The sequence below is a fragment of the Marininema halotolerans genome (assembly GCF_900116235.1).
Taxonomy (GTDB): domain Bacteria; phylum Bacillota; class Bacilli; order Thermoactinomycetales; family DSM-45169; genus Marininema; species Marininema halotolerans.
In genome coordinates, this window is the sequence record NZ_FPAA01000001.1 from 298,802 (window position 1) to 313,376 (window position 14,575).

At 46.8% G+C, this 14,575-nt stretch carries 14 protein-coding genes; 2 read left to right on the top strand and 12 right to left on the bottom strand.

The genetic code is table 11. The features are described 5' to 3' along the window. Positions 1–48 precede the first annotated feature (48 nt). From CHX35_RS01470 to CHX35_RS01490, 5 genes are all read right to left on the bottom strand, one after another. The gene (locus CHX35_RS01470; RefSeq protein ID WP_091833437.1) at positions 49–1,332 is read right to left on the bottom strand and encodes an NAD-dependent malic enzyme; all 1,284 of its coding nucleotides are present in this window, start codon (positions 1,330–1,332) and stop codon (positions 49–51) included. An 87-nt stretch (positions 1,333–1,419) separates the two neighbouring features. Further along, positions 1,420–1,941, bottom strand: a complete 522-nt coding sequence (gene pgsA, locus CHX35_RS01475) for a CDP-diacylglycerol--glycerol-3-phosphate 3-phosphatidyltransferase (protein WP_091832751.1) — start codon at positions 1,939–1,941, stop codon at positions 1,420–1,422. 118 nt (positions 1,942–2,059) lie between these two features. Continuing rightward, entirely contained in the window at positions 2,060–2,959 is a 900-nt protein-coding gene (locus CHX35_RS01480) for a DNA-directed RNA polymerase subunit beta (RefSeq protein WP_091832753.1), read from the bottom strand. A 387-nt stretch (positions 2,960–3,346) separates the two neighbouring features. Next, positions 3,347–3,640, bottom strand: a complete 294-nt coding sequence (spoIIID, locus tag CHX35_RS01485; protein ID WP_091832756.1) for a sporulation transcriptional regulator SpoIIID — start codon at positions 3,638–3,640, stop codon at positions 3,347–3,349. Between the two features lie 178 nt (positions 3,641–3,818). Next, complete coding sequence (locus CHX35_RS01490; protein WP_091832759.1) at positions 3,819–4,493, bottom strand: M23 family metallopeptidase; 675 nt, start codon at positions 4,491–4,493, stop codon at positions 3,819–3,821. 349 nt (positions 4,494–4,842) lie between these two features. Between CHX35_RS01490 and splB the strand changes: the two genes are divergently transcribed. Continuing rightward, positions 4,843–5,868, top strand: coding sequence for a spore photoproduct lyase (splB, locus tag CHX35_RS01495; RefSeq protein WP_091832762.1), 1,026 nt, complete (start codon positions 4,843–4,845; stop codon positions 5,866–5,868). Between the two features lie 141 nt (positions 5,869–6,009). Here splB and fabV read toward each other — a convergent pair whose 3' ends face one another. The 5 genes from fabV to CHX35_RS01520 form a co-directional block, all read right to left on the bottom strand. After that, positions 6,010–7,200, bottom strand: coding sequence for an enoyl-ACP reductase FabV (gene fabV, locus CHX35_RS01500; RefSeq protein WP_091832765.1), 1,191 nt, complete (start codon positions 7,198–7,200; stop codon positions 6,010–6,012). A gap of 131 nt (positions 7,201–7,331) precedes the next feature. Continuing rightward, positions 7,332–8,372: a stage II sporulation protein D gene (spoIID, locus tag CHX35_RS01505; RefSeq protein WP_245838572.1), complete on the bottom strand. Its 1,041-nt coding sequence runs from the start codon at positions 8,370–8,372 to the stop codon at positions 7,332–7,334. A 156-nt stretch (positions 8,373–8,528) separates the two neighbouring features. Further along, positions 8,529–9,836, bottom strand: coding sequence for a UDP-N-acetylglucosamine 1-carboxyvinyltransferase (murA, locus tag CHX35_RS01510; protein WP_091832769.1), 1,308 nt, complete (start codon positions 9,834–9,836; stop codon positions 8,529–8,531). An 18-nt stretch (positions 9,837–9,854) separates the two neighbouring features. Further along, the gene (locus CHX35_RS01515) at positions 9,855–10,592 is read right to left on the bottom strand and encodes a YwmB family TATA-box binding protein (RefSeq protein ID WP_176391824.1); all 738 of its coding nucleotides are present in this window, start codon (positions 10,590–10,592) and stop codon (positions 9,855–9,857) included. Positions 10,593–10,678: 86 nt separating this feature from the next. Further along, entirely contained in the window at positions 10,679–10,921 is a 243-nt protein-coding gene (locus CHX35_RS01520; protein WP_091832775.1) for a DUF1146 domain-containing protein, read from the bottom strand. 147 nt (positions 10,922–11,068) lie between these two features. Between CHX35_RS01520 and CHX35_RS01525 the strand changes: the two genes are divergently transcribed. Beyond that, entirely contained in the window at positions 11,069–11,416 is a 348-nt protein-coding gene (locus CHX35_RS01525) for a hypothetical protein (protein WP_091832778.1), read from the top strand. Between the two features lie 123 nt (positions 11,417–11,539). Here CHX35_RS01525 and CHX35_RS01530 read toward each other — a convergent pair whose 3' ends face one another. Both CHX35_RS01530 and CHX35_RS01535 read right to left on the bottom strand, forming a co-directional pair. Continuing rightward, positions 11,540–13,060, bottom strand: a complete 1,521-nt coding sequence (locus CHX35_RS01530) for an NADH-quinone oxidoreductase subunit N (RefSeq protein ID WP_091832781.1) — start codon at positions 13,058–13,060, stop codon at positions 11,540–11,542. Between the two features lie 4 nt (positions 13,061–13,064). Beyond that, positions 13,065–14,573 (bottom strand): complex I subunit 4 family protein, encoded by a 1,509-nt coding sequence (locus CHX35_RS01535; RefSeq protein ID WP_091832784.1) that lies wholly within the window; start codon positions 14,571–14,573, stop codon positions 13,065–13,067. Positions 14,574–14,575: the final 2 nt, after the last annotated feature.

Here is a 14,575-nt window from a genome sequence, read left to right on the forward strand (position 1 = left end):
GGCTTAAAATAAAGGCACCGAGAGCGAACTCGGTGCCCTAACTTTGTCTCACTCACTTGAATGTGCCACGGTTTCAACGGCTTCAGAAACCACTTGATGCACATGCTGATTCAATGGATGCGGCACAAGGTGGCCTAGCTTCGTGCAAGCTGCAATTGCTTCCGCCGCTGCAGTTAACATCGGTTCCGTTATTTTTGTTGATCGCGCATTAAGTACTCCACGGAAAATGCCAGGAAAGCCTAATAAATTATTGACTAGACGACCATCAGCTGCGAAGGAAGCTCCCGCTTCTAAGGCATCTTCCGGCTCAATCTCCGGCTTAGGATTGGAAAGAGAAAGGATCACTTGCCCCTGACGAATCCACTCTTTTTTAATTAATCCTGGAACACCGGTCGTAGCAATCACAATATCACAGCGCTCCATCAACTCCGTTAAGGAATGAACAGGCTCACCACCATAGTGGGTTAAACGTGCCTTGGCCTCGTCAGATAAATCAGCACCCATTACTTCCTTTACCCCATAAGCTTTAAACATCCTGCATATAGCTAGCCCCGCAGCCCCGAGTCCGATTTGTCCGACGGATGCATCTTTCAACTCAATCCCTGCACTTCGACAAGCTGAAATAACCGCTGCCAAGGTAACTACGGCGGTACCATGTTGGTCATCATGCATGACGGGGATGTTCAACTCTTCTTTTAATCGTTCTTCCACCTCAAAGCAGTGCGGAGATCCAATATCTTCTAGCAAAATCCCCCCAAAGCCTGGTGCAATATTTTTTACCGTCCGTACAATCTCATCGGGATCTTTTGTATCCAAAAGAATCGGAATGGCACTAATCCCTACAAATCGGTCAAATAGTGCGGCTTTGCCTTCCATTACAGGCATTCCTGCAACAGGCCCAATGTCTCCCAACCCTAAAATCGCAGTGCCATCGGTTACAATGGCAACGGTATTCCCTATGCTTGTATAAATCCGTGCCTTTTCTGGATCCTCCTCAATCTCACGACACACCTGAGCGACCCCTGGCGTATATACTCGTCGCAAATCTGAGATCGAACGGATATCCAGACGGCTTTTCATATGGATCTTTCCACCTTCATGCGCTTGAAGCACATCATCTGAAACTGCGTGAATAATGACGCCTTCCAGTAGCGTGAGTGCCTCCAATATTTCCTGCAAATGTGCTTCACTATCACAATGAACGGTGATATTACGCATCGTCCATGTAGGACCTACCTGAACCGTTTCGATCTCCCCAATATCGCCTCCGATCTGTCCAATTGTTGTTGCTACCCTGCCTAAATTCCCAGGCAAAGAGGGCGTTTGTACCATCAACGCCCGAATGACATTCTTCTCAGCCAACACTGACACCCCCGGTAAAGATTTCCAGAAAAAAAGGGCATCCCTCGATACCCTTCTTTACATCGTTCGTTGGTTCAACATCTTAAATTGTAGCAAATAGATTAATGATGTTATGAAGGAGAAAATAATTACACCCCATAAGAATTCGCTCCCCACTGGGAATTCAAACATTAAGAGCGAGAGGGCTACGTAGTATAACACGGTTGTCAATTTTCCCATTAAGTTAGCAGGGACGGTTAACTTGCCACGAAAGTGAAAAAACGCAGACAATAAAATCATCCCCACATCACGGGTAAATATCGCAGCAGCAGCAGCGATACTGATCATTTGGGAAATCAATAAGGAAAGAAACACGGCTAACATCATCAGTTTATCCGCAAGGGGATCCAGCATGACACCTATCTGAGTCACCTGCTGATGACGGCGGGCTAAATAACCGTCTAACACATCCGTTAACCCTGCTAATAGTAATACACCGAATGCCCACAACAGACGATTCGGTAAATCGGAGAAAAATAAACCTAAATACACTGGGATGAGAACGATCCGAAAAATGGTAAGCAGGTTGGGCACATTCATCGGGATCCCTCCTCCCTACTTTTCATGATCCGCCCCACACTAACAGCACTGCCCAACCATAAAAGATCCCGCCCAAGCCATCCATTGGATAGCATGACCGGGCTTTCTTCATACCCCTTTACCCGTAAATCAAATTGTATAAGTGCTCCCACAACTGGGTACTAAATACATCGCCAGCTGATCCTTCGCCAATCACACTGTATCCGATCAGCACACCACCAATCAGCATACCAAGAGATAACACAGGCAGCCAAACCAAGGTAAACATTAACACCTTACGCCGCGTCCTCTTGGTTTTCCCAGGTGGTTCGACCTCGGTCCATGGATCCTCTGGTTCGGGTGATGAAAAGTTACTTTCGTCATCCTTATCCTTTTGAGAAGGATTTGGGTCAGACGGGAGTTCTTCTTGTTGATCCATGGCAGAGACGATCTCCTCGTTCTCCCCCACAGCCTCTTCTTTTTTCCATTTTAATTCACCAACAGGTTTGGGACGGTTTTCATCCATTTCTGATTCTGGAGAGACACCCCAGTCTTGATCCAAATGACCTTCCCAATTCTGGAGTGGTTCATTCCAGTCATCTTGATCGTGATTCTTTATACCATCCTTCTGATCCACTTTGAGATCATCCCAGTTTTTCTCTGTAGAAGAGACCTGTTCATGAGCTTGTGATTGATCCTGATGATCATCCTCGTGAGAGTGATGCGCCTTCTCCGAGGCATATGTCTTCTCATCATCATTGGATTGGGACACTGTGGCTCCCTCCCGTTGACCCTCGTGAACGTCTCTATTTGATGCCGCTTTAGGGTCCTCCATCGGAACATCCATCGCTTTCTTATGGTCTGCTAATTTCATGTCATCCCGCACTGTGGGAAAGTCTGTTTCCTTCTCGGCTTCAGGGACGTGAGAGCCCTCCCGCCGAGGCAGCGATTTGTCCCCGCCCTCGTGGGAGGCCACCCTTTGCTTATCCGCTTTGCCGTCTTCCCGCACACGGGGTTGCTTGTCATCGTTCCCCTGCATGTTGGTTATCCTCTCCGAGCAGCAAAAAGTTGGTTAACGCAAACATCGGGTAGCTCGTCCAACCGAAAAACCGCATTCTTCTATATGTACGGCTTGATAAATCCTGTCAGTTGCACTTGCTCCATAGATAAAATATATCGTAACTGGAAGTACAAGTCTACACTCTAAGTCATCCACTCCAGGAAATTACATCCTTTCCCTATTTGGTTAGCAAAAAGAAACGAGGGTGCATCCTCATCTCCATCAATGGTTGTTTATCACCTTGCCGGGACCGGCGAACCGGCCCTTTGGAACCGGTCCTTCCATCGCTATGTATTTCAACCGGAGCCCGGAAAATTTCACTCTTTTCCTACAAGAGCAGGCGAGGTTACGATGCCTTTATTTCATTTAAACCTTAATCGTCGTCTCTAAATCCTTATTTTCTTTCTGGGGACGAGTACGTTTATACTTAATCTTTGTGGCTTCGCCACCTCGTAAATGACGGATTGACTTATGGTACTCTAATATTTCTTTAACCTGGTTGGCCAATTCGGCGTTGATTTCGGGTAGTCGCTCGGTTAGGTCCTTGTGTACTGTACTCTTGGAAACCCCAAACTCTTTGGCAATCGTGCGGACGGTGTTCCGGGTTTCCACGAAATAGCGACCAATTTTGATTGTCCGCTCTTTGATGTAATCGTGCACTCCCCTCGCCTCCCTCTCTCAATGTCTGGTACATTATATGAGACGTGTCAGCGGTTATTCTCACCTGACAGGCCGTGACAAGCCGTTTTCAGGCAAATTTTCCGTCTATTCAGCCGAAAGCACCAAAAAAAAACCACCTCAAAAGGAGGTGGCGATGAATCAATCCTAGAAAATCGAATTACTGTTTCCCTAGATATTGCGCAGGGTTAACCGACTCACCATCTTTTCGAACTTCGAAGTGCAGATGAATCCCTGCTTCTTTTTCAAAGTTATTGCGACCCGCTTTTGCAATCGTATCCCCTTGCGAAACCGTATCCCCTTTTTTAACGGACACGTCAGCTAAGCTTTGATAGATCGTCACGACTCCGTCGTTGTGACGAATTTCTACTTGATGTCCCGTTAACGGGTTCTCTTCTACAAGGAGAACCTTACCGCCCATCGCCGCCAATACGTCAAAGGACTTCCCATCTTTTCGTGCATAGTCCAGACCCGGGTGAGGCCAATAGGTGTTAGAATATTTTACAAGAGCAGCCTCTTTTGACTTTTCAGAAGCAGCTTCATCATAGTAACCCATGGACTCAACCGTTTTTGAAATCTCTTTTGTTGGAGACTTCATGTGTTCGCTCTTGCCAATTGTGGGTTCTTCCTGTTTGAACGAATCTTCCCAGCTGGTATTGGTCTTATTTACGCCGGAGTTTTGGGCGCCTTGATACCACCATACCAGACTTAGGATAAGTGCTGCAGTCGCAAGATAGACAGCTGGGAAAAACCACTTTTTAGCAAAGAGGCGTTTCCACTTGAGACTGGAGACTTTACGGACCGGCTTTACCGGTTTATTGTCTTCTGGTTTCATTAGGTTATCACCTCAGCAACCATTCTCGACACAAAATCAAACTTTCATACCAACCAAACAATTATTTTCATATTTTTTTCGTCGATAGATTATTAGTTTGGTAATGAGAAGGGTGAAACACCCCTTTAAAGCGCATTGATTAATTAAAGCATTCTATTTTTGTATGAATACATTTGAGCGCCCTACTTAAGTATTCAGGTAATTGTTGCAACAAAATTAAAAGAGAAAAGTAACTTGGTATAAAAAACAGCTGGGTCATCGTACCAAGCAATACGTTTACCATATTTGGGATGTAGATATGACCGTATCACCACAGGGAAGCAGGTTATGCTAACTGCAGGTGATAACAATGAAACCCTTCGAACCCGATCTACTCTTTTTTGAACCCCGCGCCCTTGAATATCCTTTAGGGCAAGAAATTTATCAACGCTATAAAGATTCTGGTATACCAATCTCACGAACCACTTCCCATAATCAAGTACGAGGGATACCTGGCGAGACCGAACTACAAAAGTATCGCAATGCAAAAAACACCCTCGTCATCGGGGTGCGAAAAACTTTGCGCTTTGACCAGTCAAAGCCATCGGCTGAGTATGCAATTCCCCTTGCAACAGGATGTATGGGACACTGTCACTATTGCTATCTGCAAACAACCATGGGCAATCGCCCCTATGTGAGAGCCTATGTTAATCTAGAGGAAATCTTTGCAGCCGCTAAAAAATATATCGACGAAAGAGCTCCTGAAATTACCCGTTTTGAAGCTGCATGCACTTCAGATCCTGTGGGGATTGAACATATAACGGGCTCATTAAAAAAAGCCGTGGAATTTATGGGCGAGCAAGAACTCGGTCGCCTTCGTTTTGTCACCAAATTTGGCCATGTGGATCCCCTGTTGGACGCAAAGCATCATGGACACACACGCTTCCGCTTTAGCATTAATACGGATTATGTGGTTAAATACTTCGAACCATCCACCTCCCCTTTAAACGAGCGAATTGAAGCCGCTGGTAAAGTAGCACAAGCAGGCTATCCCCTTGGCTTTATCGTCGCTCCCATCATGATCCATGAAGGATGGGAAGAGGGGTATGAGGAACTTTTTCGCAAATTACGTGAGAGCCTACCCGATGACGCCCTGTCTGACCTTCATTTTGAGTTAATTACCCATCGGTTTACCAAAACAGCCAAGAACATCATACAAGAGCGCTATCCCAAAACCAAGCTAAATATGAACGAAGAAGAGCGTCAAAAAAAATGGGGACGATATGGACGCTCAAAATACGTCTATCCAAAGGATCAAATGCAACAACTAAGGGATCACCTTGAAAACGTGATTACTAAGTATTTTCCTGCGAGTGAAATCAGCTATTTTACATGAACGCCTTCCCGTTCTAATCGTGTGTTGACACCCGCAGATCTTAAAAAGTGTACAGTGAACAGCCCAAGGTGTAGGATCTATGTTAATCCATCCCGCTCCTTGGGCTGTATTAATTTCTTATCACTGTATGACCCGCACTCATTATTCGTTGATGCTCGGTATCTTTACCTCCGGATCAACATCCGCCCCATAGTCTACCCCTTCAAATTCAAAACCAAATAGGCGGAAAAACTCTTCGCGGTAACTTTTCAGATCCGAGATATCCTTAATATTTTCCGTCTTTACATCTGACCAGAGACGGGTAACCGCATCTTGTATCTCTGGCTTCATCTCAAGATCATCAATGCGGAGGCGCCCCTCTTCATCGACTGTAGCTTCTCCGCCATATAAACGTTCTGCCAACAAACGGTAGATTTGTTCTGTACAACCTTCGTGGGTTCCTTGTTCTTTCATCAATTTAAAGAGAATGGATATATAAAGTGGAACAACAGGAATGGCAGAACTGGATTGGGTCACAACCGCTTTATTTACTGAGACATAAGCACGCCCACCCTGTTCCTTTAAACGACGATCCAATCGATGAGATGTCGCATCTAAATCAATCTTGGCTTTCCCAATCGAGCCATCGCGGTAGATCGGCCACGTCAAGGATGGACCAAGGTAAGAGTAAGCAAGGGTAGTCGCCCCTTCTGCGAGTACACCCGCTTTGTCCAAGGCATCGATCCACATCTCCCAATCTTCTCCACCCATTACAGCAACCGTCTGCCTAATTTCATCTTCATTGGCAGGCTCAATGCTCACCTCTGATACCGTTCCTGTATGAAAATCAACAGTTTTATTCGTATAGGACTCGCCAATCGGCTTAAGTACCGAAGAGAAGACTTCCCCTGTTACAGGGTGCTTCCGTTTGGGCGATGCAAGGCTATAGATCACTAAATCAACTTGTCCTAAATCTTGTTTAATTAAATGAATGGTTTCCTGTTTTAGCTCATTGGAAAAAGCATCCCCATTAATACTTTTTGCATACAACCCTTCGCGGTGGGCTTCTTCTTCAAATGCTGCGGTATTATACCAACCTGCAGTCGCTGTTCGTTTACCTGAGGCAGGCTTTTCAAAAAAGACCCCCACAGTGGCAGCTTTAGCAGCAAAGGCTGCACTAATTCGTGAGGCCAATCCATAGCCAGTCGATGCCCCAATCACCAAAACATTGCGCGGCCCCTGAATGGAAGGTTGATTTTTCACATAGTTAATCTGTTCACGAACATGGGTTGCACATCCTTCGGGATGAGCTGTCGTACAGATGAATCCGCGGAATTTCGGTTGGATGATCATGTCGATAATCCCCTCTTCTGCAAAGTGGTGACACAAACTCCTCGTTCACTGCCATGATTGTACCACAAAATTAGTACCTGATCATAATTTCATGACAGGGAGAATCCTCCACTGAGCAAAAGATGGACGATCTATTTCCAATTTCCTTTCGCTATGGCCACCCCTTGATAGTAATGTTTGATGATCGACTGTACACTCTTTCCCTGCTGGGCCATCAAGTTAGCGCCCCACTGACTCATCCCGACACCATGCCCGTACCCTTTCGTTGTAAAAGTAATATCCTTCCCCTTTACTTTCCAGGAAAAATCCGAGGACGAAAGCCCAAGCGCTTCTCTCACCTGACGACCAGTAAAAAGCTGATCCCCAATGCGAAGCTGACCAATTCGATTTCCAGGTGTTCGATCCTTTACCTGCATGATGCCATTTCCCGTGGAGGTAGCCATCGCAATTTGTTTCCCAGTCGATTTTTGAATGCGTTGGGTCAATTCAGCGAGACTAAAGGTTTTTTTCGTTTCATACTTCGGGGACTGACGATCCCAGGGAGATGCTACACTGCGCAAGTAAGGCATCTTTTCGGTGAAATAATCCTCTGAGTTCTCGGTATAACCATTGCTCGTAGAAAAAAAAGCAGCATAAATGGGTTTCCCGTTATATTGGATGACTTCACCCCCAGTTGATGCGACTGCCTCATTGACTCGCTTTGATAAGGCATCGTACTTTGCTCCCCATTTTTCCCGTAATACGGTGTCCGTTACAAAGGCCTGGTGTTGTACGGTATCGGTTACCTGTGCACCCTTCGCCTTGGTTCCCCATTGTTTCATATCGGGAAAACTATTCTTTGATAGGCGATTGGCTATATAGGTACGCGCAGCAAGCGCTTGTGCTTTTAACGCTTCCACATGGAAGTCCGCAGGCATCTCTGCTGCCACTACCCCGCGAATATACCTCTCCAAAGGTAAAGTAATCCTTCGTTTCTCGTGGCTGAGGTAAACGGTAACACTGGGCTCATTTAACACGTCGTTCTTCTCTAAACTAGACTTTTTCATGCCGCCCTTACTTTGTGTCCCTTGCTCGACAAGAGTTGGACTCGCTGTATGATGTACCAGCAGTGCTGGTATCGCAACCATCACCCCAACTAATAGCAACCCCACCAAGAACATTCCTTTGTGCAACCCTTTCGCCTCCTCTTTGTCGCATAAGGACAACCTCTTTTACCACCTTATGTCGAATCAAGAAACGGTAGAAGTTGCTGAGCAAAAAAGTTGGCTACCCCGTGTTACAAAAATAAAAATACCGCAGGGATCTGCGGTATTTTGTAAGCAAATAGGTTATGCGTATGAGTGCTGATCTTGCATCCGTTCCTGACCTGTTTCCTCTGATATACGTTCCACTTTCGCACCCAAACCACGAAGCTTCCCGACTAAGTCCACATAGCCTCGGTCAATATGAAACAGATCTGTCACTTCGGTAACACCTTCTGCAATCAAGCCAAGCAATACCAACGCGGCCCCTGCACGTAGATCGGTAGAACGAACCGTTGCACCAGAGAGGGAATGTCCGCCCTCCATCATCACTGTGCGACCGTCGATTTTCATCTTGGCACCCATTCGTTTCATTTCTTCCACATGCATAAAACGGTTTTCAAAAACCGTCTCCGTTAACGTACTGTTACCATTCGCAGTAAGCAAAAGAGCCATCATTTGCGACTGCATATCTGTTGGAAATCCAGGATGGGGTAGGGTTTTCACATTGACCGGCTTTAAATCCCCTTCTGCCCGTACATGGATCCCATTCTCACCCTCCAATACCTCAACACCCATTTCACGCATCTTTGCGATCACGGGTTTTAAGTGATCAGAGAGGGCACCTTCTACAAACACTTCGCCACGGGTAATCGCAGCGGCTGCCATATAGGTAGCTGCTTCTACACGATCCGGAATCACACAGTATTCTGTTCCATGTAAAAAGTCGACACCATCAATGCGGATCGTATCCGTGCCGGCACCACGAACCCGTCCACCCATCGCATTGATAAAGTTAGCTAAGTCGACGTTTTCGGGTTCACATGCAGCATTTTCGATAATGGTTCGACCCTCAGCAAGAGCCGCCGCCATCATAATGTTTTGGGTGGCTCCTACACTTGCCACATCCAAATAAATTTTAGCTCCACGCAAACGATCAGGCACACGTCCCTCAATAAAGCCCTGCCCAATTTCAAATTCCGCACCTAAAGCTTTCAATCCTTTAAGGTGCTGATCGATGGGACGACTTCCGATTGCACATCCACCTGGCAAAGGAATCCGACAATGCTTTTTTCGCGCAAGAAGAGGACCCATTACCAATGAAGAAGCTCGCATTTTACGAACCAATTCATAGGGAGCTTCGGTGCTAGTCAATGCTTCCGCATTAATTTGAATCGTTGAGCGTTCCTCATCTAGGTCAACCTGCACGCCCAAGCTTCTGAGTACTTCTGAAATGGTTTTTACATCCTCCAACATCGGAACATCTTGAATAACAAGATTTCCTCGGGATGGCAAGATGGAGGCTGCGATCAGAGGCAGGACCGCGTTTTTCGCTCCGTGTACACGAACGCGTCCTTTGAGGCGATTGCCGCCCCGAACAATGATTTTTTCCAAAGCTATTCCCTCCGCGAACTAATATTCAATCGTGATAATCGGGGTACCCAGGGTCAAGATTACATGTCGGTCATCGGTAGCTACCTTGGCAGCCGCCTGGACATTCATCTCTCCACCTTTAGTTACCAGCCCCCCGGAAAAAAGAGGAGTATACGCGGACACACTGGTCGTACGATCCGTATTCATGGACTCCACTTTTCGTGCCCCAAGCCGTGTGAGCACTTGCTGGATCGTCTTATCTTTTTGCCCATAGGAATCAGTCAATTTGGATAAAGTACCTTGGATAGAAAAATGAGTGCGAGGTTGAATATGATACTGTCGGAGAATTTGAATCATGTGGTCCCGGGCAAGAATCAGCCCTTCATCGGGACGCCCATGCCCCTTTACTTGAATGGATAGATATGGTTTTACATAGGCGTCCTCTGGCTTATCAACAATAACGTTACATTCCACGGTCAAGTTTCGTCCCCATGTGCCCTCAGCTGTCCACCTGAGACCCTCAGCCACCGGCGCTTTATGCATCGTACCTAAGCCAAAATCCTTTGCAAGGCGATCCACTTGATGGGGAAGGCTTTTCAAGGAGATTGAATTAGGCATTCGACTGCCATGATGCAACATGTATTTTTCAGGTGTAGCACCCGCTTTAATCAGTGCTTCTGTCAATGTTGTTTCAGCCTGTGGTTGTGGGGTCGTCGCAAGCAAAAAAACAGCCGACACAAGGATTAGTCCCCTACGAATCCACTCTCGTGTTCTCATCATTACCGTCTCCCAACCCTTTTTCCACCATTCTGTACGAGGGATCAACGGGATATACGGTCAACCGAGAATGTTCCAGGGAGTCCCTAACCGACTAAATGCGGAAGCAGTCGGGACCAACTTGTGTAATCAATTATAAACACAGCTAACCCATGGCCAAGTACAATCGAAAGTACGACTAACAAGGCCTTTCCTTTTGCGCCTTGGGATTCTCGCATAAACACATCCAAGCGGATATTTTGCAACATCCACCAACAAAAAGCAATACAGGCAAGAGAAATTACAATATTGACGAGTGCAGTCATAGCGAAGCCCGTCGCTCCATCCATATCCCATGCACTCCTTGTATAGTTGAATTCAAGATATTCCAATGCTACCTCAAATCGAAACTGAACGCAACGATTTCCTATTAATGACATCGGATACTAATCTAGTGGTATACTACGGTTAAATCACAACCATGGAGGCATTATTGGATGATCCTCTCCTTCCTTGTTCGTTGGGCTAGTTGCTGGATGGTATTAGTATTGGCCGACCGTTTACTTTCAGAGATTGCTTCACGACCACCGCAAATTTTGGTCATGATCGCTCTTTGTCTCTCCTTTGTCGGCACTGCGGTTTATTATCTCCTTACCCCCGCCCGTAGCCTCTCAACCTTATTATTGATCGATCTTATTTTATACGCATGGGTACTACTCGGTATCTCCTACGCCATTCCATGGTTCTTCATCAGCCACTCTGCGGCTCTCACAATGGGGCTCCTATTAACCGCTTTAGAGTGGATGTTTTATCGTGTCATTCATCTCCAAGAAGCAACAAAATAAGCAGAAAGTCTTGTAGGTAATGCAAAAGCATATAAAGGGTGGATGATTACCGGTCCATCTGACCACAGAAAAAGCCGCCCATCAGCGGCTTATATTTATGGTCCGACCACAAAAATTACTCCGTCACTTCACTGGCGATAAGGCTGCTCCCCAATCCAAATTCCCCAGGATACCCAATATCCACTGAGGCATTAAACCGAGACCGAGGGTCGCAATAAATGCGATGCCAATGACCATCATGGCACCGACTGGAACCCGTAAACCTTCTCTTCGTTGAGGGGGACGGAAATACATCATGCGAATAATCCCAAAGTAGTAGAAATAGGAGGCAACCGTGGTCATTAACATGATGCCAGCAATGAGATACATTGCCCAGTGCTCAGGGGATCCGGTCACGATCGCATTCATCAAGATATAAAACTTGCCAAAGAAGCCAACGGTTACGGGAATCCCTGCTAACGAAAGGAGGAAGAGGGCCATCGCCCCAGCGGTAAGGGGAGCGCGCCGGGAAAGACCCGCAAAGGAGGACAGTTTGCTATCTCCTGCATCTCCTTCAATCAGCATTAATACGGTAAATGCACCGAGTGTTGTAAATAAATAACCCACTAGATAGTATACGGTACTGGGAAAGAGAAAGGGTCCCCATGTCGCCATGGGAACGAGGATAACCCCTGCTTGGGCGATACTGGAGTAGGCGAGCAACCGCTTGGCATCTTGTTGGCGCAAGGCGATCACCGTCCCAAGGATCATCGAAAGTCCCGCCATAGTCAGAAGAAGCCTCCCTCCCGTTTCCTCATCGACGAGGGTTCCTCCACCCCCCTGAAACAACGGTAAAAAGCCGGTAAGGAAAACCCGCAACATCAATGCGAAAGCAGCGGTTTTTGAGATAACCGCTAAAAAAGCGGTGATGGGTGTAGGTGCCCCTTGATACACATCGGGTACCCACATATGAAATGGGGCGACCGCTACTTTGAAACCAAAGCCAAATACGATCAAAAACAACGCCAACCATGCATATAGGTCGTACCCACTTGTCAGGGCTTCCCCTAACCGCTCCTTCATCGTGAAGAGGTTGGTACTCCCAGTAAGCCCGTATAAAAAGGACATGCCATACAAAATAAAAGCGGACGCTACCCCACCTAATACAACATTCTTCCAAGCGGCCTCATTGGAAGTAATGGCGCGCTTTCGCATCCCAACGAGAATATAGGTGGCGATGGAAAGGAGCTCTAATCCGACAAAGAGCGTGATGAGATCCCCAGAGGAAGTCATCACCATGCCACCCAAGAGGGCCACTAAAAGGAGATAATAATACTCCCCCTCTGCAAACCCCTTCTCCCTTCGAAAAGCTCCATAGGAGATGACCGCAACCAGTGCCGTTCCGATAAGGAGGATCATTTTAAAGACGAATGCAAAATCGTCCACCCGATACGTATCCGCTAATATCTGATACGCTGGCTTTCCCCATTGCGTAGCCACAAACCCGATTGCCGTTCCAATCGCAATCAGTGTCGGCCACATGAAAAACCGGCGATCTTTATTCGGATGGAGAAACAGGTCGATGACCGATAAGAGGGCTGCCATCCCTGCAATCGTTAATTCGGGAGCCATAACGGTCCAATCGAAGTCGATCAATGTTTTCATCCCTCTACCCTCCTATTCGGGCGACAATTTGGGTGAGCGTGGACTGGATGGGATCACCCAATACAGCTGGCCATATCCCGATCAGGAGGATTCCCCCAACCATTGTGAGCATGGGGATAAGTTCCGTCCAACGAGCATCGGTCAATTTTTGCCAGCGGGGTTCCGTCGGTCCATATCCAATCGTCAAAACGGCTCGTAAGGTATAAACCGCAGCGAATACAAGCCCCATTGTCCCGATAACGGCAATCGTGGGCTGTGTATGAAAAAGACCCAGGAATGCCAGAAACTCAGAGATAAAACCAGACATACCTGGCAATCCAAGCAGTGCTAAACCTCCAATCAGAAGGATTCCTGTCATCACGGGCATCGGTGCAGCAAGTCCACCTAACTCTGTGATATCCGTTGTCCGCGTCCGCTCATACAGTCGACCGATATAGAAGAACAATAGAGCGGAAATAAAACCATGGGACACCGTCTGGAAAACCGCACCCGTTAATCCCGATAGATTGAGCGAAGCGATGCCAAATAGGATGATCCCCATATGGCTCACACTGGAATAGGCAAGAATGCGCCTTAACTCCGTCTGCTTAAAGGCAAGCACCGCCCCAACTAACAGATTGATCAATCCCAAGATGGCCAAAATAAAGGCAATCTCTTTGACCTGCGCAGGAAATAGCTCTACGCCAAACCGAATCAATCCATACGCTCCCATCTTTAGTAGGATACCCGAATGGATCATCACCACGGCCGGCGGGGCCTCGGTATGTACCTTGACCATCCAGGTATGGAAAGGAAATATGGGAAGCTTTATGGCGAAGGCGAGGACGATGCATACAAAGGATCCCATCAACACCCGTTGTGCCATTTCATTGTGGGCAAGGGCGAGCATCATTTGCTGATTACTCATAATCCCAAGCAATTGATCCATATCCATCGTCTGAAAGAGTGACTGGATCCCAATAAAGCCAAGTAACATCAAAGCGGAGCCGACACCATTATAAAGAAGGAATTGATTCGCTGCACGCTCGCGATTCACCTGACCCCAAATCCCAACTAAAAAGAACATGGTTACTAATGTGATTTCAAAGAAGATGAAAAAGAGAAAAAGGTTACGTGCACAGAATACACCCAATACCCCTACTTCCAACAATAGAAAGAGAAGAAAGTACCCTTTTTCTCTCTTTTTAATGACAAAGGAGGCGATCGCTGCTAATGCCGTAATGATCACCGTCATGATGATCAGGGAGAGGGATAATCCGTCAACACCCAATTGATAAGCAAACTCCCACGATTGTCCTTGACCTAATGGAATGCTGAACCAGGGTAGATGCTCGCGAAATTGGATGCCGCCTTGCTGAATGTTGTACTGAAAGGCGATATAGAAGGCGAGAAGTAACGGAGGCAATGTACCGAATAACCCCATCACACGGTGCAACTGACCTCGTTTCCTTGGTAAGCATAAAAGGACGACAACACCTATCAACGGTGAAAATAGCATGCCACTCAGCCACATGT

Excerpts from the sequence above, each read along its gene's own strand:
- CHX35_RS01470 (WP_091833437.1), bottom strand. The coding sequence starts at position 1,332 with ATGGTACAAACGCCCTCTTTGCCTGGGAATTTAGGCAGGGTAGCAACA.
- pgsA (WP_091832751.1), bottom strand. The coding sequence starts at position 1,941 with ATGAATGTGCCCAACCTGCTTACCATTTTTCGGATCGTTCTCATCCCA.
- CHX35_RS01480 (WP_091832753.1), bottom strand. The coding sequence starts at position 2,959 with ATGCAGGGGAACGATGACAAGCAACCCCGTGTGCGGGAAGACGGCAAA.
- CHX35_RS01490 (WP_091832759.1), bottom strand. The coding sequence starts at position 4,493 with ATGAAACCAGAAGACAATAAACCGGTAAAGCCGGTCCGTAAAGTCTCC.
- splB (WP_091832762.1), top strand. The coding sequence starts at position 4,843 with ATGAAACCCTTCGAACCCGATCTACTCTTTTTTGAACCCCGCGCCCTT.
- fabV (WP_091832765.1), bottom strand. The coding sequence starts at position 7,200 with ATGATCATCCAACCGAAATTCCGCGGATTCATCTGTACGACAGCTCAT.
- CHX35_RS01515 (WP_176391824.1), bottom strand. The coding sequence starts at position 10,592 with ATGAGAACACGAGAGTGGATTCGTAGGGGACTAATCCTTGTGTCGGCT.
- CHX35_RS01520 (WP_091832775.1), bottom strand. The coding sequence starts at position 10,921 with ATGGATGGAGCGACGGGCTTCGCTATGACTGCACTCGTCAATATTGTA.
- CHX35_RS01525 (WP_091832778.1), top strand. The coding sequence starts at position 11,069 with ATGATCCTCTCCTTCCTTGTTCGTTGGGCTAGTTGCTGGATGGTATTA.
- CHX35_RS01530 (WP_091832781.1), bottom strand. The coding sequence starts at position 13,060 with ATGAAAACATTGATCGACTTCGATTGGACCGTTATGGCTCCCGAATTA.
- CHX35_RS01535 (WP_091832784.1), bottom strand. The coding sequence starts at position 14,573 with ATGTGGCTGAGTGGCATGCTATTTTCACCGTTGATAGGTGTTGTCGTC.